Source organism: Nodularia chucula CCY0103 (assembly GCF_963923915.1).
GTDB classification, from domain to species: domain Bacteria; phylum Cyanobacteriota; class Cyanobacteriia; order Cyanobacteriales; family Nostocaceae; genus Nodularia; species Nodularia chucula.
The window spans coordinates 1-26,955 of record NZ_CAWUOL010000057.1 but is presented as its reverse complement, the minus strand read 5'-3'; the positions used below and the strand labels follow the sequence as shown (position 1 = coordinate 26,955).

Here is a 26,955-nt window from a genome sequence, read left to right as displayed (position 1 = left end):
AAGACCTGTCAAGCCGGTGCAGAATAATCCCCTGATTTCCCCCCAGTTTTACTAACTAGGTGAATTGCTTCAATTTGAATCGATTTTTCTAAACCCTTGGCCATATCGTATAAAGTCAAAGCCGCCACAGATACAGCAGTTAAGGCTTCCATTTCCACACCAGTTTCAGCTTTGGTTTTAACAGTGGCGTGAATTTCATAACCGGGGAGTTGGGGGTGAGGTGTCACCTCTACGGTAATTTTTTGCAGGGGTAAGGGATGACACAGGGGAATTAAGGTTGCTGTTTGTTTGGCGGCCATAATTCCGGCTAATCTCGCAGTTGCTAAAACATCACCTTTAGGTGCATTACCGGCTTGAATGGCGGCGAAGGTTTCGGGTAGCATTCGCACTCTAGCCACAGCGACTGCTTGGCGGATAGTTGCTATTTTTGCAGAGACATCTACCATCTGCGCTTCCCCTTGACTATCCAGGTGTGTTAAAAAATTATCTGGGATTATGTCTTGCATTATTTTAAGAGTAGTGTTATGATGAGATTCTTGTAAGGGTGTGTAGCTCAGTGGACTAGAGCACGTGGCTACGGACCACGGTGTCGGGGGTTCGAATCCCTCCTCGCCCGCTTTAAAAGGAAAGAGGCAAAGTAGATGTGATTCTATTTTGCCTTTTTTTAGTTTTAGTTGGCATTATTTAAGGAATAACTGTCTGTACCACGTCCTAAAGCAAAACGCAGAGAATTTTTGAAGTTATGGCTGGACTGGGTGAGAAATATCAAAATTGCCAGGAAAGTTAAACCAGCCCCAAAACCAAACATATTGCGGTAGCCTACTTCTTCGGCTATGGAACCGAGAACTGGCCCAGCGATCGCAATGCCAATATCAAATCCTACTAGAGATACGCCAAATATGCGTCCCCGTTCGTGTGGGTGGGCGCGGTCTGTCATCATGGCCGCCATCATGGGAATTACTGTCCCCGAAGCCCCACCTTGCACAAATGCTGATAGTAAGAAAATGGGGGCGCTAGTGGCTTGCCAAATCCCAATCATGGCGAAGGTGAAGGCGATTAAACTTAGGGTGATAAATAAACCCCGTCCATATTTATCAGAAGCCCGACCAATGAACACCCTAACACTAAAACTGGCGATCGCCGCTACTGTGTAAAATAGTCCTGGATTCAAATCTATATCGGTGGAGTTGATAAATAATGCCACAAAGGTATGTATAGTTCCCATAGCCATGCCAATCAAAAACATGACGATTGCTGGTATACGCACACGGGGGGTTAATAATAACCGCCAGAATAGATGATCATCAGCGCTCTTGTCCAGGCTTTCATCTACATCTGGATTAACCAGAGGAATGATACATAACATTCCCACAAAACCCAAAGTCGCAGAGAGGAGAAATAATGGCGTGTAACCAGCTGCGGCTTGTAAATATCCCCCCAAGGCTGGGCCAATAGCTACACCCAGGGGATTTACCAAACTCATATAACCAATAACTTCACCGCGATTTTCCGCCGGGGCTAAATCTCCCACCAATGCCATGTAAGCAGTGCCAAAAGCGGCGATACTAATACCATGAAAGGCACGTAACACCATGAGTGGGATAATAGAAGTAGCAAAGATATAACCCAAAGGTGCGATCGCTACTGCTGACATTCCAATCAGTAACACTATCTTACGTCCCCGTTGGTCTGCTAAATTGCTACACCAGGGGCGAAATAATAACATCCCAATGGCAAAACTACCCATGACAATGCCAATCTGTTGACTGGTAGCCCCAATATCTTGAATATACAAAGGTAAAGTCGGTAATAATGAGGCAATGCTAGACCAGAATAATAAACCTGCGGCAAATAATACCAGCAGGTTGCGTCGTAGTTTAGCGTCCAATGTATGAAAAACTTTCAAATCAGATTTATGTTTGTTTTGAGTGTTTGTTAATCACATTGTTACGTTACTTAACATTTTTGGCTACTACTTCTCGCACCCGATAGATGGGACGACCTTGAGATTCATGGTAAGTACGCATCAATAATTCCCCTAACAGACCAAAGCAAAATAGCTGTACCCCAGTTAATAACAGCAGTACGCCCAAAATTAGTAAAGGACGATTACCAATTGATTGACCAAAAGCTAATTTAACAAAAGTTAAGTAGATCCCTATCAGGGTTCCTGTCACCATTGAACCTAAACCCAATAACCCAAAAACGTGCATGGGACGGGTGAGGAATTTTTTCATAAAGTAAATGGTTAGTAAATCCATGACTACGCGAAAAGTCCGCCAAATGCCATATTTACTATTACCAAAACGCCGCGCATGGTGACGCACCGGAATTTCTGTAATTCGCGCCCCTTCGATGTAAGCCAATGCAGGTAAAAAGCGGTGCAGTTCTCCGTAAAGATTCATATCTGCTACTACTTCCGACCGATAAGCTTTGAGGGAACAACCGTAATCATGTAATTTCACTTCTGTAACTTTCCCTATCAGCCAATTGGCAATTTTAGAAGGAATTAACCGGGAAAGTACAGCATCTTGGCGTTGATGTCGCCAACCACTCACCAAATCATAACCCTCGGCTAATTTAGCTAATAATAAGGGGATATCGGCTGGGTCATTTTGCAAGTCAGCATCTAGAGTCACAATGACTTGACCGGTGGCATAATTAAACCCAGCGGCCATGGCTGCACTTTGTCCGTAATTCCGCCGTAACAGCACCGCCTTTAAATCAGTGCGGATTTGGGCTTGTTCCTTGAGAAATTCTGCCGAACCATCGCTAGAACCATCATCTACACAAATGATTTCATAACTCAAGTTACCATCGCTAACATGAGATGCGATCGCCTCTAACAAAAGTGGTAAACTTTCCACCTCATCCCGCACCGGTACAACCACTGAAACATCCGGGACAATTACCGACATCGCCCCATTTTCCTGATTTAACTGCTTAGAAATTAACCCACTCCTCATCTTCCTCTGTGTCCTCAATGTCTCTGTGGTTTATAACTCTTAATCACCCTACCAGCACCTCGCAGCTGCTGATAATAGGACTGACTCACCCCATCTCCCTGTTCCGAGAGGATATCAATTCCAATCCCATTCCGTCCCTGATCTTTTCCCGAACTATGAATGTAATAACCATCGCCCAAATATAACCCCACATGAGTTGCTTTTTCAGGAGTGCCAAAAAACACTAAATCCCCAGGTTGTAACTCACTCAGAGTAATTCCTTGGGTAAAAGCTTCTTGTTGATAAGCGTCTCTGGGTAGCCAAACACCCACGGACACAAAAGCCGCCTGGATTAACCCGGAACAGTCATAATTGGGGGCGACTGTACCACCCCAGAGGTAATAGTTTGATTGTTGCTGGGCTTTTTGGGTAAAAGTAATTACATCTGGGAGAAGTTGAGTAATTTCCGCCTGAGAAAATGATTTCGCCTGATAAAGTACAGTAGCAGGTTGTAATATACCCAAATCGGCATAGGATACCCAGCCAGGATAGTCATCCTCACACAAACACACCTCAACTGCTGATATCTGTTGATTTGAGGTGATTCGCAAATGTCGCCCAGATGCGGCTTGAGTTGCCAAGCGTGTACATTCAGGAGAATCATATAAATTTAGATGAGCGAGACAGTGGTATTCTTCCGCCGATGGCAAATTGAGGATTTGGGATTCTGAATTAGAGAGCATTCTGCAATGATTTTCTTTAGAAAAGACGAACAACTGGAAAAGATTGGTAATGGCATTTTAGAAGCAACTTGGGCAACATTTCCGACTTTAGCCCGGAACCAAGTAGCTCTAACTTGGATTGTCTATGATCCCCCCATAGCTGTAAATACTGGTGGGGCTTTGACTCCTGATGCTTTTTGGAACCATACAGCCCGTGGTTTTACTTATCGTGGTGTGGAGCGGATTTATCCGGCCAGTGTGGTGAAACTGTTTTATTTGGTTGCAGTGAATGAATGGCTGGAAAAAGGCATGATTCAATCTTCTCAGGAGTTGGAACGCGCCTTGAAAGATATGATTGTGGATTCTAGTAATGATGCTACTAGTTTAATTGTTGATATTTTGAGTGGGACGACTTCGGGGCCGGAGTTACCTGTGGGACCTTTTGAAACTTGGAAATATCAACGTCATATTGTTAACCGTTATTTTCAGTCTTTGGGTTGGGAGGAAATGGAGACAATTAATGTCTGTCAAAAAACTTGGGGTGATGGTCCCTATGGTCGGGAACGGGCGTTTTATGGGGAAATTCTGGATAATCGCAATATGGTGACTACTAATGCGATCGCTAAGTTAATTCATAGTATTGTGGGCGGGGTCGCTGTGTCTAGCGCGCGATCGCAAGCCATGATGAATTTACTCAAACGCAGTCTCAAACCCGATGATTTGCCCAAAGATGTGGAAGAAGACCAAGTTACAGGTTTTTTAGGTAGTGGACTTCCCCCAAATGCTCAACTGTGGTCAAAAGCCGGTTGGACAAGTCAAGTGCGTCATGACGCAGCCTATATTGAATTACCAAATCAGCAACCTTACAATTTAGTAGTATTTACTGAAGGTAAAGCCAATGCTAAAAGCCGAGAAATTTTACCTTTTGTTTCTCAGCAATTTGTAGCAGCTATAAGTAATCTTTGAATAATTCGTAATTCGTAATTAATTATACAGTTGTTATTTAATGTATTTTTAAGTGCGGATTACGAATATTGTTTACCAATGTTCTTAATTTTTGCTCTATCATTCACCTTCGGATAGATATCAGCTAAATTTATTAAAGAGTATATTTAGATATGCCACATCTCCAGTTCTTCTGAGCATCAACCCAAATCAATGGTTATCATGGCAAAGTCTACTATTTTGTTTTAGTTAACATCTTAGATTCTCCTATGACACCCCCTGAGCCGCAAACTGATTTTCAAGAAGATATTTCCAACCTGTCATACAAGTCATCCATTAACAAACGACGATGGCTGAGATTATCGTTAGCTTTTATACTAATTATTGGTAGTGGAACAGCTATATTTTGGCGGTTATTTATCCCTACACAACCAGCAGCAACTACTATAATTCAAAACCCAGGAATCAGAGTTAAAGTATCAACAGTACAAGTTGGTATGGTTCAGGAAAGTTCTGATTTTGTGGCGCGTTTAGAGCCTCAGCGTTCAGTAGAAATACCCTCAAAAATTTCCGGACAACTTACCCAAATTCTGGTTAAACCAGGAGAACAAGTAGCAGCAGGAACCCCCATTCTGCAAGTAGATTCTCCAGTGGTAACAATGGATGAAATTAATGCTGCTAGACAAACTGCAATCATACAAAGGGAAAATTCCCGTGTTAAACTTCAATCCCTAGAAGCAGCACGCCAATCTCACAATGCTAATTTGCAATTACAGCAACAGGAATATGCAAGGTATGCTGATCTTGCAGCACAAGGAGCCATATCTCGACTTACTAGAGATCAATCTTCTAGCAGACTAGATACCATCAAAGCTCATCTAGGTGCAATTAATACCCAAATTCAAGGAGAACAAAACAAAATTTCCCAAGCGGAAAAAGTTCTGCAACAAGCAGAGGAAAATATTAAAACCAGACAAACTCAGCCCCCAATTTATCGAATTACAGCACCTTTTAGCGGTACAGTTGGTGATATTAAGTTGAAAGTAGGTGATTTAGTCAATACTGCTACACCAATAGTTACAGTTTCTCAAAATCAACCTTTGGAAGTTCAGATTTCCGTTTCACCTGCACAAAGTAGAGAATTACGCCCAGGAATGGCTGTAGAAATTTTAAATCCCCAAGGCGAAGTTATTAGTAGTAGTAAAATATCTGATATTTCTCCAGATGCTAATAATCAGGAGGAATCAACTTTAATTAAAGCACTTTTTAATAATTCCGAAGGTCTGTTAAAACCACATCAATTAATTAGAACAAGAGTAATTTTAAATCAGCGTTCTGGGGTGTTGATTCCTACTAAAGCAGTTTCTCGACTGGGTGAAGAAACTTTTGTTTATGTTGTGGAAAAACAAGAGTCACCACAAGGGTTTACTCAACTAATAGCACGCCAGAAGCCAGTCAAGTTAGGGCATATTCGAGATGATCATTACCAAATTTTAGCAGGATTACAGCCAGAAGATCAAATTGTGACTTCCGGAATATTGAATGTCAAAGATGGTGTATTGATCGTACCAGAATCTTTGTAAAAAAATATCTGCGTCCATCTAGGTTTAATTATTACTCCTTGCATAGTAATTGCTATCATCGGCATTTTAAAATATATCTGCTGGGTCTGCCGAATTTAATTTACGCATGGCGATCGCACCAGAAATTACACACATAAGCATGGTTAATATTAATACAAAAATTATCCGGTCAGGGGTCATAAATAGTGGTAGTTTCGTAACATTCCGGGTAAAAGCATACATAAAAAATGATACCAATCCACCAGGAACAAAACCACATATTCCTAATATTACTGCTTCTTGAAAGACAACTAATAATAAATAGCTATTACGATAACCCATTGCCTTAAGTGTCGCATATTCTGGCAAGTGATCCATCACATCACTATAAATAATTTGATAAACAATAATTACACCGACTAAAAATCCAATGGTGACACCCAAGGAAAATATAAAACCAATTGCGCCATTTTCTTGCCAATATTGCTTTTCAAAATCAATGAATTGTTGTTTGGTAAAAACTTGGATATCATCAGTGAGATAAGATTGCAATGCTTTGGCGACTACATCAGGATTACTTCCCGGTTTCAGGTTAATTAAACCTAAGTTGACTTGACCCGGTTGCTGTCCTGAAAATATCCGCAAATAGTTTTGATCACTGGTAATTAGGCTACCATTGGCGACAAAAGAAGCGCCGACTTCGTACAAACCGCTAATTTGGACTTTACGCCCTTGTACTTGTGTGTTGATGGGTTGACCTTGATCAATTTGGGCGATCGCCTGTTCATATTTTCCGCTAGAATTACGATCAAAGAAGAATGTGTTGGGATATTTAATCTGCGCTAATTTTTGATTGACTTCTGGTAAATTAAATGCAGGTTTTTCGGGATTAAAGCCCAGGATTAAAATTGATTCATCTAACTTGGTTTGGGGACTTTTCCAAACACCTAAACGAGCATACACAGGATTAACAGACTCTACTTCTGAGAAGTTAGCAGCCTGAAATAAACGCCGACGGGGAAAACTACTCAGCAATCCTAAGTTTTGTGCTTGACGGCTGACTAAAACTAAGTCTGCTTCTAACAGTTCATGAAACCGGGTATTGCTATCATATAAAGCTGACTGAAATCCTAGCTGCATTAACATGAGAAAATCAGCAAAGGTAATGCCACAAAGAGCTACTAAAAATCGCCCTTTTTGTTTCATTAATTGCCGCCAAGCTAGGGGAATTTTACGTTTAAACATAAATATTATTCAGAATCAATGATTATTTCTACGTTTACTTGCAGATTAGTAAAGTTAGCCACTTGCTGAGTTGCAGTTTCATCTAAACGAATTTTTGCCTCAATGACTCTCGCGTCTGTCGCTGCTGTGGGGTCACTGTCTAAGACATCTTTTTTTGCTACTTGTAAGCCAATTTGTTCAACTGTTCCGGTTAATTTACCTGTAAAAGCATTGCTAGGACTAGTGATATTAGCAGTTTGACCGGGGCGAATTTTGCCAATATCACTTTCATAAATTTCGGCGATCGCATACATTTGATTAGTTTGAGCTAGTTCCACAATTCCCTCCTCACCGATGGTTTCACCGGGACGGGCTTGAATGCGGAGAATTTGACCGGCTTTGGGGGCGCGAATGTATGCTACATCCAGTTCCACTTGCATTTTTTCCACAGTGGCGATCGCACTATTTACTTCTGCTTCTACTATGGCTACATCTGTGGGGCGCACTTCTGCTGTTTGCGCTAAAGTAGCTTGGGCTTCTTGAATTTGGGCTGTGAGTGTGCGTTGAGTTCTGGCTAAACTGGCTTCAGCAGCATTTAATTCGGCTTGGGCGGTTCTGACGGTTAATCTGCGACTATCTAAAGCGGAAGCGGCGATCGCACCTTGATTATAAAGACTTTCATAGCGGCGAAATTCCATCTCTGCACTGTCCAACTCAGCTTGGAGGCGAGCATTAGCAGCTTGTTGGGTTTGAATTTCGCCCTCTAACTGGGCTTGCAGATTTCTGACTGTGGCTGCTCTAGCGGAGATTTCACCCTGTTTTGCGCCAGCTTTTACCTGAGCCAACCGTGATTTTGCCACTTGCACTTGTTGTTGTGCTTCCTTAAGATTAGCTTGCAGGCGATCGCGGTTATCCAAAATAGCAATCACATCTCCCCCGTTGACTTGTTCACCTTCATCAACCAACAGTTCCGCAACCCGACTCCCACCACTAGGATCAGTAGGAGCCGAAATTTTCATCACTTCACCTGCGGGTGACAATCTTCCCAAAGCATTCACTTTTGGAATCACTGGTTGACTAACTTGGGTAGTCGCAACTGGAGTTTGACTAGTGGAAGGACGAGTTACATAAACTACACCCGCCCCCATCGCCATCACAGAGGTCATACCTAAAGCGACTAACCACCGCACATTCCGGGGAAACAATGACGATTTCCGAATTTTCTCAGAACTTCGTAACATTCAATACTTCCTGATATAGCAGTTTTAAATAATTCGTCAAATCTTCTTTATTCTTGTCCCCCTCCTCGCTTGCGGGGAGGGGCTAGGGGTGGGGTTTTCATTAATTTGTATACTTCGTCGCCCCTATTTCTACAACCTGTTCATATTTAAAGAAACCAGGATTCAGAATCCCAGCAGGGTCATATTTTCTTTTCAAATCATTGACCTTATACCAATAACTCCCAAATTGCGATCGCCACCTAAGTAAATCAAAATCCGCCCAAGTCGCCAGATATCTTTTAGCCCCCATTTGAAAACCCAAATCAGTCAACAAATTTAACTGCTTTAATACAGCCTCCACCTGAGTTTTCGGAATAGTCGGATACAGCCCCAAACCGACAATAAACTCATCATCTGGTAAAGGAAACATAGGTAACTTATGATTACGAGAACTGAGACAAAAAGAACCCACAGGTAAAGTGCGAAAATCCAGGAAATTAGGTATGCGTTCCAGAGCAATATCAATAAATTCCTTAGCCCTAGACCCTGGTAAAAGGATATCGATCCAAGTATTAGCAGTATTTACAGGATGAGGAACTTGACCCAATGGTTGAATAAACTTCTCAAACATCAAATCCTCAGTGTGAACATGACGATAAAAATTTAAATCAGCCAAAAATTCAGCATCATTTATCTCATTCACATCATCAAACTCCAGAGTAACCTGCATTCGATAAAACCATTGAACCAAAGGTTTCATCTGATGATATTTCCTACTCATTCCTTGTAAACAAGGTGAAAACAAAGATACTAAACCATCTATCCCACCTTGTGAAACCAGACCTCGTGCATCATGCAAAAGATGATCTAAATCGTCATAGGAAAGAAAATAACTGCGAGTGTAAGGGCGATATTTTCGCAGGCGATTTTTCACCTTAGTGATGATACCAAACTGACCATAACCACAAAGCACATGATAGAAAAGTTCGCTATTTTCTTCTGGAGTACACCAAACAATATCTCCAGTACCAGTCACCACTTCCAAACCCAAACAATTATCAGCTTGAGAACCGTAACGAAAAGAACTCAAACCCAAACCAGCAGCAGAAAGAGTTCCCCCCAAAGTAACTTCAAAATTATTAGTCAGAACAGGAGGAATTACACCACAAGGAATAGCAGTATCAACAACTTGCTTCCAACACACACCAGCATCGGCTAGAAACCAAAGTTCATCAGGGCAAAACTCATGAATTTGGTTGAGATTCCTCATATCTAAAAGGATTCCCCCTTCATTCAAAGATTGACCACTTAAAGAATGTCCCGCCGCCCGTGAAGAAATTGTTAAACCTTGTTGATTAGCATACTTAATTGCTTCAGCCACATCAGTAGAATTGTGAGGACGAATCACAACTTGGGGCTGTTTTTTCACAATATTCCCAAAATCGTGAGAAACTGCTGCTAAATCTGATTCTGTGTTACTAACTTCCCCAGAAATAATCCTTTTTAAATCAGTGATAAAGTTGTTCATGTTTTCTTTTTATTGTAATTAAGACTTTAATCTAACCACAGAGACGCAGAGTACACAGAGGAATAAAGAATAGACATTTTAAAATTGTGAGTGAAGAAGTGATAACCACCCCCAGTGAAAAACCCTCTTATACCCTCTTCCCTTGGCGTTCTTTGCGTCTTGGCGGTTCGCATCTCCAAAATTAATTAAACACCCGCATTTTCAGCATCTTAAAGCCAATCTTAAATAAACTAGGAATTAACCCCACGAAAGAAAACACACGAGAAAAAGTATTTTGATTATCCCTCTTACCTACCAACAAATCACTCGCATTTCTTTCATACTTAAATACACAAACACAATCACCCTCAGCTTGCTTACTCAAAATCGCCGCCTTAATTCCCGGAAAAGCCCTTCTTGTCGCCTCCTGTTCCATTTCACAAAAAACACGACAGGGATTATCAACACCGTACTCTTTCGCAATAGCTAAAACTGGGCAAACTCTTTGAATTTCCAAAGCTGCATCTGTGCCATTTTCAGAAACATCTACAACATCCATTACAAAGCCCATTAAACCTAATAAAGGCGCAGCTTGAGTAAAACCTTCAGCAAGAGTATTGTGATCAATAAAAGTACCCATCAAAGCCTTTTGTTGTTCAGGATATTTTTCCATCATCTGTTCAAAAGCGGCTGCATCTCCCATTTCTGCTGTGAGATTTTTGTATTTTTGCAACCTTTTCTGGAACAAATTCATCGCTTTAGATTCATCTAAATTGATGATATCTTCCATGCGAAGTTTACCTGTAACTAATTCCTTTTCCATGCTCATATTTTCCACTCTGATATACTCCCCTTTACATACTTGAATATAAGCAAAGTCCAATGATCCAAACTAGGACATACTTACAAGCATTAAGACAGGATAATGCAATATCTATTTCTAGCTCATTCGTAATATATGTATCTTGTTGGTTTTTATGCATTACCTGTAGGGGCTGTATTTTGGGCTGAAAGTGGTCATTTAATAGAGCTTTAGGTATTGATTGTCTGATGCTGAATAATTTGGTTTTTCTCATGGTAGCGTCACTTTGATTGAAGCGTTTATCAGTTGCAATCAACAGAAATTCATAGCCACTCACGGGGAGTTTTCAATACTTCTTTTAACATCGCTTCTTTACTACCGGGAAGAGGTTGATCATCATATTCCCAACTAGCAGCAGGAGGCATACAATTAAATACACTTTGTTGCTTCACCATACCGCTAGCTAAACCAAAACGCATACCGCGATCGCACGATAAAATAAACTCTACATACCGCCCACGTACCAGATGTTGCCAATACTTATTTTCCTTACTAAAAGACATATCTTTACGCCTTTCTAAAATCGGCATATAAGCAGGCATAAAAGCATCAGCGCAACTAGTCACTAATGACAGCAACTTTTCCGGATTATCATTATTTAAATGGTCAAAGAAAATGCCCCCAATCCCCCGATGTTCATCTCGATGCGGTATATGGAAATATTGATCACAGGACTTTTTAAAACGGTGATAATAAGCAGCATCGTACTGATCACAAACATCTTTATGCACCTGATGAAAATGAACTGCATCTTCTTCAAACAGATATGCTGGTGTTAAATCAGCACCACCCCCAAGCCACCAATAAATAGGTTGCTCACCATTACGAATCTCGAAATAGCGGTAGTTAGCATGAGCCGTGGGAGCCATTGGATTATAGGGATGGATGACAAAGCTAGAACCTGTAGCGAAATAGCGGTTAGCTTTGCTCATATTAATTTTATCTGCTACATCTGTAGCCAAAGCGCCTGATTTCTCAAAAGACATTCCCGGAGGTAACTCACCTTCTATTGCAACATAGTTAACTCCGACCTTTTCTAAAACATTCCCATTGTGCAGAACACGGTCAATATATATAGCATCCTCACTACTTTTACCAACTGTCCATATTCCGTTGTGATTCCGATTCCAAGACTGTTCAGAAAACTGCTTACCATCTAAAGTTTCCAGGCTTTGGCAAGTATTATCAAACATTTTTCTGAAAAACTTGTCAATTACTCCGCGCATACTGATTTGTTGTGTCACGGATTTCTCTAGGACAAAAGTCATATTTATCTCCCCACTTAGGTTTATGCTATTTCGATGAGATTGCTATCACGCAGAGTCGCAGAGTCGCAGAGATTGAGAGTTAAGAGTTTTGGAGTTTGAGCAATTTGGGTTGTTTATTTTATTCAGGCCAGAATATTAATTCATATCAATTGACTGTTTATCTTTCTCATGGCTAGATGGAAAATAATCTACCTGAGATTTTTGGAGAAACTGACGGAAAGTAATATCCAAAGCATCAGCCGCTACATGAATTTCTTCAGATATTTTTGGCATAGTTTGAGAGTTTAAAGTAGAAACTACCACGGTGTCTTCTTGGGCTAATTTGTGGTCAATCTTTCTAAAAAATCCATCTAACCAAGGTACAGGTAAAATATTCCGATATAAAACCCGTTTTACACGGGTGGTATTCTCATCAATAGGTAGGTGAGCAACTAAAATCCCAAACTTGATATCAAATCTTCCCCCCCGACCGACATTAATTTCTGCAAGGGTAACATTAGGGAGATATAAAGTTAGTTTGGTTTTCAGTTCTGGTCTTCCACCTAGTAAGAAGTTCAAAATACTTTTGGAGTTACCTAAAGATTCATAATTGACTTGAGCAACTGCACCCCAATCATATTTATCCACTTGATAAGTAATAGGTTTATTGATGGGGATTCTTTGACCAAATGATTTCTTATGTACTGCAATGACATGGGTGAAATCAAGATTTGCTTCCATGAGACGAGCATAGTTAGCATTATCTATACTATCATCATATACCGGGCGCATGGTGGAGACCATGTATTCGGGAAAGCTCGGTAAAGGAGGACGTTCTTCTGCTGGTAAATCTCCATAAAATAGCCAAATGAAACCATATTTTTCCTCAACTGGATAAGTAGGTACATGAGCTTTTTTCGGAATAGGTGTACCCGGTGGATTAGAAGGAATTTCTATACATTCTCCATCAGCTTGAAATTTCCAGCCATGATAGGGACAACGTAGACAGTCTTTTTCAATTTCACCGAGGGAAAAAGCTGCACCGCGATGGGGACACTGGTCATTTAAAGCGACGATTTTTCCTTGAGAGTTGCGATAAAGTACAAATTTCTGATTGAACATCAAAACTTGCTTCGGCTTATTGGTAATTGATGAGCTAAATTCACAAGCATACCAAAAGTTTTTTAACATATTTGTCTCTGATCTTTTTTAGATAACTTGTCGGAGGAATTTTCTATCAACTTCATCGTGCCAAATTTACTTGATGACCATCAATTCTGAATCACAAATTGTCTATTTTCAGATGTAACCTTATTTAATTAATCAGGTGTAAGAATGTTGTAGGGAAATTTGCGGCGAGTTATCTGATGTAACCTTATTAGGCTGTAATCCCCAGCCCATATCTAAATATTTCTGACGAAGTTGGCGATATTGCAGAGTAAAAGCATCAGCAGAGACATGAACTTCTGTTGATAAATTATCAGGTATAACTTTGGGATATTGTGACTCGCTAACAGTGCTGTCTTCCCCATTAATTTTACTATAGTATTTTAAGAATATACTATCTAAGAAAGAGTAGGGTAAGAAACTTCGGAAAATAATTCGCTTACTGAGAGTTGTATGTTCATCAACAGGAATATGAATAGCAAAATTAACGATTTTGATGCTATCGGAGCTAGTTTCCAGTTTAGTAATGTTGGGCAAGTAGAAGGTTATTTTGGAATTTATATCTGTACTTTTTTCTTTAAAAAACAGCTTAAATAAACCTTTGGGTTTAGTGTAATTCTTGTATTTACTTTTAGCACTAATTCCTCCGGCTTCATTTTGAATATCGTAAATTTGAAACCTGGAATCTTTACCAAACCCGGCTCCAAAGGAATTAGCGTGTACTATAGGTACATGGGATACATCTAGAGCATTTTCTACGACTCTAGTATAGTGTGTATTGACTGGAGAAGTTAAAAATGAACGATGTAAATTGGGGTTGTTAAACTCTGCTAAAGGAGGGATTTGTGGACGTTCTGCTGCTGCTAAATCTCCATAAAATAGCCAAACAAAACCATATTTTTCTTGGACTGGGTAGCTGTTTATATTAGCTTTTTTAGGAATGGGTGTTCCTGTTTCATTAGCGGGAATTTCTAGACATTTGCCATCAGCTTGAAATTTCCATCCATGATAGGGACAACGAATACAATTGTTTTCTAACCAGCCTAGAGATAATGCTGCGCCCCGATGGGAACACTGGTCTTTTAATGCAACTATTTGGCCTTGAGAATTGCGATAGAGAACAAATCTCTGATTTAACATCACAATTTGCTGAGGTTTGTGAGTAATGGCTGAACTAAATTCACAGGCGTACCAGAAGTTTTTTAGCATTTCTAAGCTCCGGAATCAATTGTTGATTAGAGTGTTTTTGATACTAAATTTGGGTTGAAAATACGGTGTTTCTGTAGATAGTGCAGAATGTCACCGATTTTTTTGGTTTCTCGTCAGTGGTTTAGCGGACAAAAAATTTTTTTTGGGTGTTTTTTGTGTTTTCAAGAAGAATCATTATCTAGTTGTGTTGTGGTTAAAGGTATTTATTACAGGGTAAATAAGCCAAATTTAAATAAATTTAGCGGCAATTGGTCTTTAAACTATGGGTTTAGTCGTGTTGACACTTTCTGGCTTCCGTTGCCTTTGTTTTGTGTCATCCTCTGGATAGAGTTACTTCTCTTTCCTGGGGCATAGGTGATACTATACCAATGCACTGGTGCATTAGTCAACTAATGTATAATTTCCCCCGATGAACCATTACACCAATAAACTAGTGAATAAGTTTATTAGTTGGAGTATAGTGTGGCACAAGGAGAAGCTTCGATTCGGGTTTACCTGCCTCCTGAAATCAAAGACAGGTTTAAAACCGTTTGCTTTTTTAGAGGATTGAATATGTCTGATGTTTCGGCTGAACTTATTGAAGATTGGTTAACGAAAAATGATATGGAACTGCCAAATTCGCAGAAAATCACACCTTCCCATGCAGATAAAAAGAGTGATAAGTCAGCATGATTCTAGAAGGTTGATGAAATAACCGGTAACTTTAATTCTGGTTGTGGTTTGGCTGTGTAGTTCTACTGGGGTAGGTAGTTGTGAAAGCAAGTCTGTGGGATCTTTTGCCAACCTGGAATTACCTGCTCATTTATTAGGGGATAATTGGGTAACAAATATGCTTGTATCCTTTATCTAGCCACAGGTTCACGGATTATCGATTAAATTGAAAAAATTTTATTGAGGTTGGGTTTTTGGGGATGAGGAATTTTTTCCCCAGTCCCCAGTCCCTAACTATATCCATCCCAAGCCATAGGGAAGGTGTAATCGGAAAATAAAGGTAAGTCAGGGTTTTCGCTGCGGGTTTCTTGGTCTAATACTTTGACTACTTTGTTGTAAATGTCTTCGGCTTGTTGTGGGGAATCACCAATGCTAGTTAATCCTAATTTGCCAAACTGGGAGAGACAACCCATGAGATGAAAAACTGTACCTGTTTCTGTGCCGCTATCAAAGTGGAGTCGGTGATGGGCGATGATATCCATTAAATCGTTGGGTAATAATCCGCGATATCTGTCTTTTTGCAGGTTGTCGGTGGCTATATAGTATTTAGGTCGCCCTTGCTGACTGTAAAATAATCCAGTCGAAAGGTCGTAGCGTCCGTTGGTTAACAATTTCAGTGTCATGAAAGGATGAGTAGTACCACCTTTACGCAAGTTAATTTCTATGGCTTGAATGTCCCAATTTCCATTTCCTTGGTCTACGGCGATAAAATCTACGCCAAATCTCTCAAATGCTCCTTTTTCGGAGAGTTTTTTCCCGATTTCTAAACCGTATTGTTGCAATTGCAAGCGGTAGCTGGAGTCTGCCGGAAATCGACAGCCGAGATAAATTTGTCCGTCTGGTCCGCCGAGAATTTGGTCATGGGTGGAGACAATTTCTACTTCACCTGTGGGTGTGATGCGCCCTTGGACACTGGGAGAGCGTTTAATTTCCCCTTCGACAAAGGCTTCGGCGATCGCACCTAATTCTGTAATGCGGTGGCCAAAATTTCCCCATGTCTCGTGTGTGGATTGAAAGCGCATGGTGGGGAGGCGATCGCTAATTGCTGCTACTGTTTGATTATGAGCAACTTTACCTGGTGCTAAATCTTGGATTGGTCTTAAATCTAAAAGTGCGTTTCCTTCACCAGAAATACCTTCATTCAGTTTCACTACTATTCTTTGTAATGTGGGTTGGCGTTCCCATAAACTAGCAGCAACTTCTGCCAAATCTTCCTGATTTAAGACTTTTTCGCTACCATCGGGGAGGGGTACTCCACTTTCTTTAAAGATTTGCCGACTCCCACTTTTTGTCCCCCAAATCTGTAAATTTGGTGCAGCTGCATACAATGGCACGTTCAATTTTAGAGATAATTCTGCTTCTAAAAATGTGGAATTGTAGCAAGTCATAAATGATTTTTCTAGCCTCAATGCTTGGCGGATGCGCTCTAGCAGGCGAGGACGTTCTAAAATCTTAGCTGTGAGGGGTTTGAGGGAGGAGTCGTAGGCAGAAAGTAACAGCAAGCGATTACGCGCATGGGAGAAGGGTATTCCGGGTAATAGTTGTAAATAATAATCAATCACACTAGGATGTAAAGGCATCGATGTGACGTAAATCAACCTTGTGCGGGGGTTTCGCAACCGCATTAAAGAGAATAATAATCTTTCTTCATAATGCTCACAACCTGCGATTTTATGCAGTTCATGCTGGTCGATGCTGAGGGAGGGAATAATTAAAATATCCGCCTCACCATAGTCAAATAGCTCAAGGGTCGGCCAGCGATCGCATAAAGTTAACTGAAGATGGCGAAACTTATCAATTTTGTCTATTTCTGAAATATTCAGCATCACCATAATCCCTAATTTGTATTGATCCCCAATACGGCTTTATTACTCTGGTATATACTAAAGGGCGTCAGATATTTCTAATATGAAACACTTCTTTGAATACTGTTAGAATAGAGGTGCTATATTTGCCAATTTTCTGCTCGATATCTGGTTTTTTATGGCTTTTATCCCTAACTATTATAGCTATACCAACCTGATTAAGAAATAAAAGATAATGGTTATATTTGAGATATTTCACGATATTTAGCAATTATTTACTCTTTGTAAATAAGCAAACATCAATAAAGGCTATGTTGAGAGATGTTGCGTAGTCACTTTTCAGTAAGTTAGTTTGTCAATTCCCCTCTAAAATGAGAAACATTATCTCAATAGTGAATTACTGTACTTATTGCCCGTATCAGGAGGGGAATGATGGCTCGTCCAATAATTTTAGGGATTGTCGGTGATAGCGCCGCAGGTAAAACAACGCTGACTAGAGGAATTGCTCAGGTACTGGGTCCAGAAAATGTGACGCTCATCTGTACCGATGATTATCACAGTTATGATCGTCAACAACGGGCAGAAATGGGGATTACAGCCCTACATCCTGACTGTAATCATTTAGATATCATGCAGCAGCACCTATCCCTACTCCGCACAGGACAGCCCATTCTCAAACCTGTGTATAGTCACTCAACGGGAAAATTTGAGGCTCCAAAATACATCAAACCGCAGAAATTTGTTATAATAGAGGGTTTGCTAGGTTATTCTACCCGTGCAGCTCGTGAAGCCTACGACATAAAAGTTTATCTTGCACCCCCGGAAGAACTCCGCGCTCAGTGGAAAGTGAAGCGAGATACTCAAAAACGGGGCTACACTGAAGAACAAGTATTGGCAGAACTCAAAAAGCGGGAAGCAGATTCAGAAAATTTTATTCGTCCCCAGCGTCAATGGTCGGATATAGTGGTGAGTTTTTATCCCGCCAATGAAGAAAAAGAGGAAAACAACGGACATTTAAACGTGCGTTTAGTGTTGCGACCAACAATCCCTCATCCTGATTTTACTTCTATTTTGAATTTAACTAACGGTAATTCTCAATCAGCAGTTCGCCTGGGTTTAGATAGAGATATGAGTAAACCTGTGGATGTGTTGGAAGTTGATGGTCATGCGACTTTGGAACAGGTGAATAAGTTGGAACATATTTTATGTGAGGATTTGCCTTACTTACTCAATGTGTGCGATCGTGAAAGTAACCCCGAATTGGGCAAAATTGCCGGCACAACTGGAGAAACATTGCAAAGTTATCCTTTAGCGCTGACACAGTTAATTATTACCTACCATATGTTGAAAGCAACGCAAATGTATCAATAAGTAGGGAGTGGGGAGTCGGGAGTGGCTTAAAAGATAAGTTTTTTTAGCACCTTCTCTAATATGGATTGACAGCAGAAGGAGTAGGCCATCACAGTAATAGTAGTTTATTTTTGCTAGACTAAAAATCGACCCACCTTCCTCCTATGGCGGCAAAATAACTCAGAAAAAATGATGGCTGAACTCAAACTTAGGTCAAAAGATCCGGATTCCCTCAGACGAATTATTCAAAGTGCTTTGTCCGAAAGATTACAAAGTGTTAACACCGGAATTAAAAGGACAGAAGAACGCCTTCAGGAATTTGAAACTAAGTATCAATTATCGACAGTGGAATTTATTAGCCGCTTTAATAATGATGAATTTTCCCATAATTTTGACTTTGATGAATGGATTGGAGAATCTCGAATGTTGGCACATCTACAACAGACAAAAGAAGCCATAGAGGAAGTTGATTTTGTTAATTGAAGACTATTTTCAGGCAATTCAGTTTTTGATTGAATCTTTTAAAATAGTGAAGTTATTTAACATTGAATATGAAAAAAGAGGATTATATGAAGGATTTATTAAAGGAAATATAAACTTTAAAAATAATTCATTGCTGCATTTGCGAGAATTTGTTTACGTTGAAATCACGATAGATAGAAAAATGTATAGTTATCAATATATGAATGCAAATAATAATCTAATATTTCGCTATGACAATACCGAACATCATCGAAAATTAAATCTTCCTACTTTTCCCCATCATAAACATAATGGTAGTGAGCAAAATGTTATTAAATCAGATGCTCCTTTTTTAGTTGAGGTACTTCAAGAGGTTGAAAAAACATTAGAGACTGCCTAATCGCACTGTGAAAGTCTCTAATCCAAACCAGATTCCGCCAAAGCCACAGCACCCCAAAGCGGCGCATCATCACCCAAAGCCGCCGACACAATTGCAAAATCAACTTCCGGTAAAGCCGTTTCCCGCGCTACCTTTCGCACCACATCCCACCAATTATCCCCAGATTTAATCACACTCCCACCCAAAATAAACAACTGTGGGTTAATCAAATTCGCCACATTCCCAATACCCACACCCAAAGCCCAAGCACCCTTAAATAAAACATCCTGCGCTAACTCATCACCTTGCGCCGCAGCATCACTCACAATCTTTCCCGTAATCAAATCCAAATCATTACCCACCAACCCCCGCAAAATCTCACCTCTGCGCCCTTGGCGACTTGGCGGTTCCTTTTCCAAAAATTCCCTAACATCCTGCGCCATATAAGGCCCCGAAGCCAACCGTTCCACACATCCCCGCTTCCCGCACAAACACACAGGCCCCGCAGGATCTACAACTACATGGCCAATTTCACCAGCCATTCCCCCCACACCCCGCCAAGGCTGGCCATTGAGTATCCAACCACCACCCACACCAGTGCTAATAGTGATATAAAACAAGCTATGATTTCCCACACCAGCGCCAAAGCGATATTCACCCAAAGCGGCTACATTAGCATCATTATCCACAGTTACAGGAACGCTAAACTCATCCTCTAGCAATTGTTTGAGGGGAATATTTTCCCAACCAGTGACATGATGAGATAGGCGCACAGTCCCAGTTTCAGCATCTACTGGCCCTCCAAAACTGACACCAATTGCAGCAGGTTTTTCTCCTGGGAGTAAAGAATTAATCAGGTCGCGCATGATGTCCAAGTCAGTGCTAGCATTTCCATTGCTTGGCGACAGGCGACGTTCATAACCTAACCATTCCCTCTCACCAGAATTTACTACTGCTGCGGCTAACTTCGTTCCACCAAAATCCAGCGCTAAAATTAAAGCCATAAATCTTTTTCCCCCAGAAAAGTAGATAACTACGCTGAAACTACCCAAAAGCTGATAGCGTCTAACAAGAGAAGATATCTTTGTGGAAGTTACAGCTTGAAAACCCGTTCTAATTACTGGCAATTATCACCCTATCTCCAACCCCATTGGCAAAATATCACCAAGGGATTTATTGGGATTATCGGTTATGTACTGGCAACTTTAACGTTAATTAATTTTGCAGGGCAATTGGCAACTCCCTTTGGGGAAGGTAATGTACTAGCGATCGCCCGATTAGCTGGAATCCTGGTTTTTGTATTTTTGGTGCGGGGCTTTTTTCAGTCCGTACAAGATATGTACATGGCGAAAGTGGCTTTAAGGGTAGCTTTTGACCTCCGCAAGCGGGTTTACTCCCATCTGCAAAAACTGGATCTGAGTTATTTTGAAACCGCCAAAGCCGGAGATTTATCTTATCGTCTCACGGAAGATATTGACCGGGTGGGGGAAGTGGTGAATAAAGTCTTTCACGATTTTATCCCCTGTCTTTTGCAATTAATAGCCATACCCATTTACATGATTTACCTGAATTGGCAACTGACACTAGCTATAGTGATTATTGCGCCAGTTATGGGGGTTTTAATTGGCTGGTTTGGGGAAAGGTTACGCAAATATTCCTTGAAAAGTCAAAATCGTGTTTCTGGGTTATCCGCAATTCTCACCGAAGTATTTAGCGGTATCCGTTTAGTCCAAGCTTTTGCGGCGGAAAGTTATGAAATTGCTCGCTTTGGCAATGAGGCAGAACAAAGTTATAAAGCTAAATATTCCGCCGAACGCCTAAAAGCAATTCAAATACCGATAGTGGGCTTTCTGGAAGCGTTAAGTGCGGTTTCTTTAGTGATAGTGGGAGCATGGCAAATTTCCCAAAACAACTTAACAGTGGGAGACTTTTTTAGTTACTTAGCGGCGGCGGCGTTGTTAATTGATCCCATTGGTCATACTACTAATAATTACAATGAGTTTAAACAAGGTGAGGCTTCCGTTGACAGGGTTTTTGAATTGATGGCGATGCAACCCACAGTATTAGAAAAACTAGATGCGATCGCCTTACCGCCAGTCAAAGGAAAAGTAGAATATCGTCATGTGTCCTTTGCCTACAAACCCGGTGAACCAGTATTACAAGATATCAGTTTATTGGCATTACCAGGAGAAGCGATCGCCTTAGTTGGTGCTTCCGGTGCTGGTAAAACCACCTTTGTAAATTTGCTTCCCCGCTTTTATGACCCAGAATCAGGTCAAATTTTAATTGACGGCGTAGATATTCGGGATGTGAAACTGCAAAGTTTGCGGCGACAAATTGGGATTGTTCCCCAAGAAACCGTGATGTTTTCCGGAACAATTGCTCAAAATATTGCTTTCGGACAAAATACTTTTGACATGGAAGCCGTAGCAGAAGCCGCCAAAATTGCTAACGCTCACCAATTTATCACACAATTACCAGAAGGTTATCACACTTGGGTAGGCGAGAGAGGAGTTAACTTATCAGGTGGACAACGCCAAAGAATTGCGATCGCCCGTGCGGTATTTCTCAACCCGCAAATTTTGATCTTAGATGAAGCCACATCAGCCTTAGATTCCGAATCAGAAACATTAGTACAAGAAGCCTTAGAAAGATTGATGCAAAACCGCACAGTCTTCATTATTGCTCACCGTTTAAGCACAGTCCGGCGATGCGATCGCATATTAGTCATAGAAAAAGGGCAAATAGTCGAATCAGGAACCCACCAAGAACTACTAGAACTCCAACAACGCTACGCCCGATATTACGCCCAACAATTTAGTTAAATCTGCGTTTATCTGCGTTTATCTGCGTTCACAATAAAAAAACGCCCCCCATTTCTGAGAGGCGCTTTCGATTCAGCTTAATTTAATGATTAACCGTTGATAGCAGGTGCAGTTAAAGCCACAGGAGCAACATCAGCAGCAGCCAAATCTAAGGGGAAGTTATGAGCATTACGCTCGTGCATTACTTCCATACCCAAGTTAGCGCGGTTGATTACATCAGCCCAGGTAGCGATGACGCGACCTTGAGAATCGATTACTGATTGGTTGAAGTTGAAACCGTTCAAGTTGAAAGCCATTGTGCTAACACCCAAGGCGGTAAACCAGATACCGATTACAGGCCATGCAGCTAGGAAGAAGTGAAGTGAACGGCTGTTGTTAAAAGAAGCGTATTGGAAGATTAAGCGACCAAAGTAACCGTGTGCAGCTACGATGTTGTAGGTTTCTTCTTCTTGTCCGAACTTGTAACCGTAGTTTTGAGATTCGTTTTCTGTGGTTTCACGCACTAAGGAAGATGTTACCAAAGAACCGTGCATTGCGGAGAACAGAGAACCACCGAAGACACCAGCTACACCTAACATATGGAAGGGGTGCATCAAGATGTTGTGTTCAGCTTGGAACACGATCATGAAGTTGAATGTTCCGGAGATACCCAAAGGCATACCATCAGAGAATGAACCTTGACCGATGGGGTAAACCAAGAATACTGCGGTAGCTGCTGCAACAGGCGCGGAAAATGCTAAACAGATCCAAGGACGCATACCTAAGCGGTAAGATAATTCCCACTCACGTCCTAAGTAGCAGAATACGCCAATTAAGAAGTGGAAAATTACTAGTTGGTAAGGACCACCGTTGTACAACCACTCATCTAAGGAAGCAGCTTCCCAAATGGGGTAGAAGTGTAAACCAATAGCGTTGGAGGAAGGAACTACTGCACCGGAGATGATGTTGTTTCCGTAGAGTAGAGAACCTGCAACTGGTTCGCGGATACCATCGATATCTACTGGAGGTGCAGCGATGAAAGCGACGATAAAACAAGTGGTTGCAGCTAAGAGAGCGGGGATCATCAATACACCGAACCAACCGACGTATATACGGTTATTGGTGCTGGTAATCCAGTTACAGAATTGCTCCCATACGTTGGCGCTTTGGCGCTGTTGTAAGGTTGTAGTCATGTTTTTATAATTGCGGTTGTTTGTATGAATCAGGTAAGTGTTTTTACCTGTTGTTTACATACTAAAGGATTTATTACAATTTGTAAAGAGTTTTTACGAAAAAGTTTACATTTTATTTGCAAAACCGCAAAACCCTTATCCTGCAAGGAAAATCAAATCTGTGTATTTGTAACAAAGTGGGAAAATTCACATTATATATAGTGTCCTATGGTAATTTCGCATTCAGGCATCGTTACTTATAGCCCTGCTTATACCATCGTCCCAACTTATGAGTGCTTCAATCGCTGTACATACTGCAACTTTCGCACCGCACCAGGTCAAAGCCCTTGGATGACTTTAGCGGCAGCAGAAAGCATTTTTTTACAACTGCAAAACCAAAAAGTCTGTGAAATCCTCATCCTCAGTGGCGAAGTACATCCCAATTCAGTCCAGCGTCAGCAATGGTTTCAAAGGATTTATGATTTATGTGAATTAGCATTGGGAATGGGATTTTTACCACATACTAATGCCGGAATACTGACTTTAGCGGAAATGCAACAGCTAAAGAATGTTAATGTTTCGATGGGTTTGATGTTGGAACAATTAACCCCAGCATTGTTACAGACAGTGCATCGACACGCACCGAGTAAATTACCAGAAATTAGATTAGAACAATTAGCGTGGGCGGGAAAGTTGCACATTCCCTTTACCACGGGTTTACTTTTAGGAATTGGGGAAACAGAAGATGATTGGTGGGAGACTTTAAACGCCATATCTGATTTACATCAGCGTTATCATCACATTCAAGAAGTCATCTTACAACCCCACAGCCCAGGAAATCAGCAAACATTTGATGCAGCAGCTTTTGACCCCCATCAACTACCAGAAGTCATTGCGAAAGCACGTCAAATTTTACCGCCAGATATTACAATTCAAATTCCGCCGAATTTAGTTCAAGATGACCGATGGTTACTGGCTTGTATCGCAGCTGGGGCGAGAGATTTAGGCGGAATTAGCCCCAAAGATGAAGTGAATCCTGATTATCCCCATATTCAGGAACAGACTTTGAGAGAAATTTTACAACCTGCGGGTTGGGAGTTAATACCACGTTTGCCTATTTATCCCCAGTTTGATAGTTGGTTGACGGAGGAATTGCAAACGGCTGTGCAACACTGGCGAAATCAAATTAGAGATTCCCAACAATTGTAAAAAAATTCTAGGTTGGCTTGACGACAAGAAACCCAACATCATTGGCAGCTTTTAATACACATATTTGAGTTAATATGACGCTACAGTGCTAAATACCAACTTATGACCCAAGATTTTGACCTATTAAAGCGGATATATAACTCCTTTGACCCATTTCAACCCTTACCTGCTGGAGATCCAGCTTATGTCGATTGTTCAGAAGTGCGGGGAGATGGTGACATCTTGGTAGAAGTGGGGAGAGAAATTTTGTTATCCGACAGAATGACATCTCAATTATATGCAGGTCATCGAGGTGCTGGTAAATCAACAGAATTGTTGCGACTTCAGAAATATTTAGATGAAAACGGTTGCTTTGTTGTCTATTTTGCTGCTGATGAAAAAGATATTGATCCAGAAGATGCCCAATATACAGATATTCTTTTAGCTTGTACGCGTCACTTATTGAGGGCGTTAAAAGATAACGCTTCTCCAGACATTTTATTGAACTGGTTAAACGACCGTTGGCAAGATTTAAAGGATTTGGCACTGACTGAAGTATCTTTAGATAGCTTAAGTATAGAGGCGCAAATTTCCCAATTTGCCAAAATTACCGCCAATTTAAAAGCTGAACCTGGCCAACGCCAAAAAATTAGAGAAAAAGTCAACCCCCATACAATCACTTTGATTGAGGCGTTGAATCAATTTATTAGAGATGCTAAAAATAACTTACCCGAAGGTTATTCTCAACTGGTATTAATTGCTGACAACCTAGATCGGATTGTCCCCATACCTCAAGAAGATGGACGCAGCAATCATGAGCAGATTTTTCTAGACCGTAGCGAACAACTTCAAGCTTTAGATTGCCATTTGATCTATACAGTGCCAATTTCTTTACTGTATTCTAACCGTGCTGCCGATTTAACCAATATCTATGGAAATACTCAGGTATTGCCGATGATTATGGTACAAACTCCTGAAAATAAACAATATGAACGGGGGATGAATAAAGTTACCGAATTATTACAAAAACGTTTGAGTTTAATAGATCCTAATCAGTCTATTGTTGATATATTTGAGGAACGTCAGGCATTAGAGGCGATATGCTTGATGAGTGGGGGTCATGTGCGAAATTTATTATTATTAATGAAGGAAGCTATGAAATACACTAACACGCTGCCCATTCCTACTAGAGCCATACAGCGTTCAATTAGCGAGTTACGAAATACTTACCGTAATACAGTTTTTGCTAATGAATGGAAGGCACTGGCAAAAGTGCATCATACTAAAGAAATAGAAAACGATGAACTGTATCGGGGGTTATTATTTAATCGCTGTATTTTGGAATATCGATATTTTGATAAACAGGAAGAAAGCCAAGTTTGGTATGATATTCATCCCCTCATTAAAGGAATACAACAATTTCAAGATGCTTTTAATGAATTATACCATTCATAAAAAGAGTAACAGTTTTGATATTACTCATTAATGTTTAGCATTTATGGGCTAAGTTTATGACACTAGAACTGACTGATTGGGATAAGGATTTACCATCAGAAGGAGATGCAGAATATCAAGCCTTAGTCCGCACTTTAAAATTTACAGAGGGCTTTGGCTTATTATTTGTTCGTTGTTCTCCGGCAGAAGGTGAGCAGATAATTACTAAAATCAAAGGAGATATTGTCAATAAAAATATCCGGGTATTGAGGCTAACGGAATCAGTTAATAATTTATATGAAATAATTGAGAACTTAGATAATAAAGAACAAATCAAAATCTTATTTATTACGGGCTTAGAGCATTCTTTATATAAATACGAAGAATGCAAGAATCTCACAGGATGGAATAGTACGAATATTTATTCATATAGTTGGAAGGGTGTACCGCCTATTTTAATTAACCTCAACCAACAACGAGAACGCTTTAGAGATAATTTTAAGATTTGTTTTGTGTTCTTGCTACCTCAGTTTGCTATTAAATATTTTATTCAACGCGCTCCCGATTTCTTTGACTGGCGTTCTGGTTTATTTGAATTTCCTATAGATCCAGAAATTTTAGAGCAAGAATCATTACGTTATTCTTTGGCAGAGGATTATGAAAAACTACTTCACCTAACTCCAGAACAAAGAAATCAACAAATTCTAGAAATTCAAGGACTAATTGCAGAAGAGCATCAAACACCTAAGCGTCAATACGATTTACTTATTAAGCTTGGAAGGTTACAGTCTGCGGGACAGGATTATAAACAAGCACTTGCATCTTATGACAAAGCCCTGGAATTTAAACCTGATAACCACGACGCTTGGAATAAGCGAGGGATTGCGCTGTGGAATTTAGGACGCTATGAACAAGCGATCGCATCCTTTGACAAAGCTTTGGAATTTAAACCTGATGACCACGAAGCTTGTTACAACCGGGGGATTGCGCTAGGGAATTTAGAACGCTATGAAGAAGCGATCTCATCTTTTGACAAAGCC

The 26,955-nt window shown here is 40.6% G+C and carries 24 protein-coding genes and 1 tRNA gene; 11 read left to right on the top strand and 14 right to left on the bottom strand.

Annotated features, from left to right (window positions below):
- Positions 1-8 precede the first annotated feature (8 nt).
- Entirely contained in the window at positions 9-506 is a 498-nt protein-coding gene (gene moaC, locus ACM0OP_RS15590; protein WP_414529336.1) for a cyclic pyranopterin monophosphate synthase MoaC, read from the bottom strand.
- Positions 507-542: 36 nt separating this feature from the next.
- On the opposite strand from moaC, the gene ACM0OP_RS15585 reads away from it, so the two are divergent.
- Positions 543-616 (top strand) — tRNA-Arg (locus tag ACM0OP_RS15585).
- A gap of 54 nt (positions 617-670) precedes the next feature.
- Here ACM0OP_RS15585 and ACM0OP_RS15580 read toward each other — a convergent pair.
- Genes ACM0OP_RS15580 through ACM0OP_RS15570 form a run of 3 tightly spaced genes read right to left on the bottom strand, consistent with a single transcriptional unit; the run spans position 671 to position 3,688 of the window.
- On the bottom strand, positions 671-1,906 hold the full coding sequence (locus ACM0OP_RS15580; RefSeq protein WP_414529335.1) for an MFS transporter: 1,236 nt from the start codon (positions 1,904-1,906) through the stop codon (positions 671-673).
- A 46-nt stretch (positions 1,907-1,952) separates the two neighbouring features.
- Positions 1,953-2,966: a glycosyltransferase family 2 protein gene (locus ACM0OP_RS15575; RefSeq protein WP_414529334.1), complete on the bottom strand. Its 1,014-nt coding sequence runs from the start codon at positions 2,964-2,966 to the stop codon at positions 1,953-1,955.
- Between the two features lie 14 nt (positions 2,967-2,980).
- Positions 2,981-3,688: a C40 family peptidase gene (locus tag ACM0OP_RS15570; protein ID WP_414529333.1), complete on the bottom strand. Its 708-nt coding sequence runs from the start codon at positions 3,686-3,688 to the stop codon at positions 2,981-2,983.
- A gap of 6 nt (positions 3,689-3,694) precedes the next feature.
- Between ACM0OP_RS15570 and ACM0OP_RS15565 the strand changes: the two genes are divergently transcribed.
- Positions 3,695-4,633 (top strand): serine hydrolase, encoded by a 939-nt coding sequence (locus ACM0OP_RS15565; protein WP_414529332.1) that lies wholly within the window; start codon positions 3,695-3,697, stop codon positions 4,631-4,633.
- A gap of 248 nt (positions 4,634-4,881) precedes the next feature.
- Positions 4,882-6,195, top strand: a complete 1,314-nt coding sequence (locus tag ACM0OP_RS15560) for an efflux RND transporter periplasmic adaptor subunit (RefSeq protein ID WP_414529331.1) — start codon at positions 4,882-4,884, stop codon at positions 6,193-6,195.
- Between the two features lie 66 nt (positions 6,196-6,261).
- On the opposite strand, the gene devC is transcribed toward ACM0OP_RS15560, so the two are convergent.
- The 7 genes from devC to ACM0OP_RS15525 form a co-directional block, all read right to left on the bottom strand.
- Positions 6,262-7,419 carry an ABC transporter permease DevC gene (devC, locus tag ACM0OP_RS15555; protein WP_414529330.1) on the bottom strand — a complete coding sequence of 386 codons (1,158 nt, stop codon included), beginning with the start codon at positions 7,417-7,419 and terminating at the stop codon, positions 6,262-6,264.
- Positions 7,420-7,424: 5 nt separating this feature from the next.
- Positions 7,425-8,639 carry an ABC exporter membrane fusion protein gene (locus ACM0OP_RS15550; RefSeq protein WP_414529329.1) on the bottom strand — a complete coding sequence of 405 codons (1,215 nt, stop codon included), beginning with the start codon at positions 8,637-8,639 and terminating at the stop codon, positions 7,425-7,427.
- 100 nt (positions 8,640-8,739) lie between these two features.
- On the bottom strand, positions 8,740-10,146 hold the full coding sequence (locus tag ACM0OP_RS15545; RefSeq protein ID WP_414529328.1) for an FAD-binding protein: 1,407 nt from the start codon (positions 10,144-10,146) through the stop codon (positions 8,740-8,742).
- A 181-nt stretch (positions 10,147-10,327) separates the two neighbouring features.
- Positions 10,328-10,948: a helix-turn-helix domain-containing protein gene (locus ACM0OP_RS15540; protein ID WP_414529327.1), complete on the bottom strand. Its 621-nt coding sequence runs from the start codon at positions 10,946-10,948 to the stop codon at positions 10,328-10,330.
- Between the two features lie 302 nt (positions 10,949-11,250).
- Positions 11,251-12,255 carry an oxygen-dependent coproporphyrinogen oxidase gene (gene hemF / locus ACM0OP_RS15535; RefSeq protein WP_414529326.1) on the bottom strand — a complete coding sequence of 335 codons (1,005 nt, stop codon included), beginning with the start codon at positions 12,253-12,255 and terminating at the stop codon, positions 11,251-11,253.
- A 135-nt stretch (positions 12,256-12,390) separates the two neighbouring features.
- On the bottom strand, positions 12,391-13,425 hold the full coding sequence (locus ACM0OP_RS15530; RefSeq protein WP_414529325.1) for an aromatic ring-hydroxylating dioxygenase subunit alpha: 1,035 nt from the start codon (positions 13,423-13,425) through the stop codon (positions 12,391-12,393).
- Positions 13,426-13,557: 132 nt separating this feature from the next.
- On the bottom strand, positions 13,558-14,610 hold the full coding sequence (locus ACM0OP_RS15525; protein WP_414529324.1) for an aromatic ring-hydroxylating dioxygenase subunit alpha: 1,053 nt from the start codon (positions 14,608-14,610) through the stop codon (positions 13,558-13,560).
- A 462-nt stretch (positions 14,611-15,072) separates the two neighbouring features.
- Between ACM0OP_RS15525 and ACM0OP_RS15520 the strand changes: the two genes are divergently transcribed.
- Complete coding sequence (locus ACM0OP_RS15520) at positions 15,073-15,282, top strand: plasmid partition protein ParG (protein WP_414529323.1); 210 nt, start codon at positions 15,073-15,075, stop codon at positions 15,280-15,282.
- Positions 15,283-15,551: 269 nt separating this feature from the next.
- On the opposite strand, the gene ACM0OP_RS15515 is transcribed toward ACM0OP_RS15520, so the two are convergent.
- Positions 15,552-17,153, bottom strand: a complete 1,602-nt coding sequence (locus ACM0OP_RS15515; protein WP_414529322.1) for a peptide ligase PGM1-related protein — start codon at positions 17,151-17,153, stop codon at positions 15,552-15,554.
- Between the two features lie 405 nt (positions 17,154-17,558).
- On the opposite strand from ACM0OP_RS15515, the gene ACM0OP_RS15510 reads away from it, so the two are divergent.
- From ACM0OP_RS15510 to ACM0OP_RS15500, 3 genes are all read left to right on the top strand, one after another.
- Positions 17,559-18,497, top strand: a complete 939-nt coding sequence (locus ACM0OP_RS15510; RefSeq protein WP_414529344.1) for a phosphoribulokinase — start codon at positions 17,559-17,561, stop codon at positions 18,495-18,497.
- A gap of 168 nt (positions 18,498-18,665) precedes the next feature.
- The gene (locus ACM0OP_RS15505; protein ID WP_414529321.1) at positions 18,666-18,959 is read left to right on the top strand and encodes a hypothetical protein; all 294 of its coding nucleotides are present in this window, start codon (positions 18,666-18,668) and stop codon (positions 18,957-18,959) included.
- Positions 18,949-19,338: a toxin-antitoxin system TumE family protein gene (locus ACM0OP_RS15500; RefSeq protein ID WP_414529320.1), complete on the top strand. Its 390-nt coding sequence runs from the start codon at positions 18,949-18,951 to the stop codon at positions 19,336-19,338. The genes ACM0OP_RS15505 and ACM0OP_RS15500 overlap by 11 nt, the downstream gene beginning before the upstream one ends.
- Positions 19,339-19,355: 17 nt before the next feature.
- Here the strand turns inward: ACM0OP_RS15500 and ACM0OP_RS15495 are convergent, their stop codons facing one another.
- Positions 19,356-20,321, bottom strand: a complete 966-nt coding sequence (locus tag ACM0OP_RS15495; RefSeq protein WP_414529319.1) for an ROK family protein — start codon at positions 20,319-20,321, stop codon at positions 19,356-19,358.
- 96 nt (positions 20,322-20,417) lie between these two features.
- On the opposite strand from ACM0OP_RS15495, the gene ACM0OP_RS15490 reads away from it, so the two are divergent.
- Positions 20,418-22,142, top strand: a complete 1,725-nt coding sequence (locus tag ACM0OP_RS15490; protein ID WP_414529318.1) for an ABC transporter ATP-binding protein — start codon at positions 20,418-20,420, stop codon at positions 22,140-22,142.
- Between the two features lie 89 nt (positions 22,143-22,231).
- Here the strand turns inward: ACM0OP_RS15490 and psbA are convergent, their stop codons facing one another.
- Positions 22,232-23,314 carry a photosystem II q(b) protein gene (psbA, locus tag ACM0OP_RS15485; protein ID WP_414529317.1) on the bottom strand — a complete coding sequence of 361 codons (1,083 nt, stop codon included), beginning with the start codon at positions 23,312-23,314 and terminating at the stop codon, positions 22,232-22,234.
- A gap of 207 nt (positions 23,315-23,521) precedes the next feature.
- Here psbA and cofG point away from each other — a divergent pair, with 207 nt between their 5' ends.
- From cofG to ACM0OP_RS15470, 3 genes are all read left to right on the top strand, one after another.
- A complete protein-coding gene (gene cofG, locus ACM0OP_RS15480; RefSeq protein WP_414529316.1) occupies positions 23,522-24,502 on the top strand; it encodes a 7,8-didemethyl-8-hydroxy-5-deazariboflavin synthase subunit CofG in 981 nt (326 codons plus the stop codon).
- A gap of 102 nt (positions 24,503-24,604) precedes the next feature.
- Positions 24,605-25,936 (top strand): ATP-binding protein, encoded by a 1,332-nt coding sequence (locus ACM0OP_RS15475; protein ID WP_414529315.1) that lies wholly within the window; start codon positions 24,605-24,607, stop codon positions 25,934-25,936.
- 56 nt (positions 25,937-25,992) lie between these two features.
- On the top strand, positions 25,993-26,955 hold a 963-nt coding region (locus ACM0OP_RS15470; RefSeq protein WP_414529314.1), incomplete at its 3' end, for a tetratricopeptide repeat protein.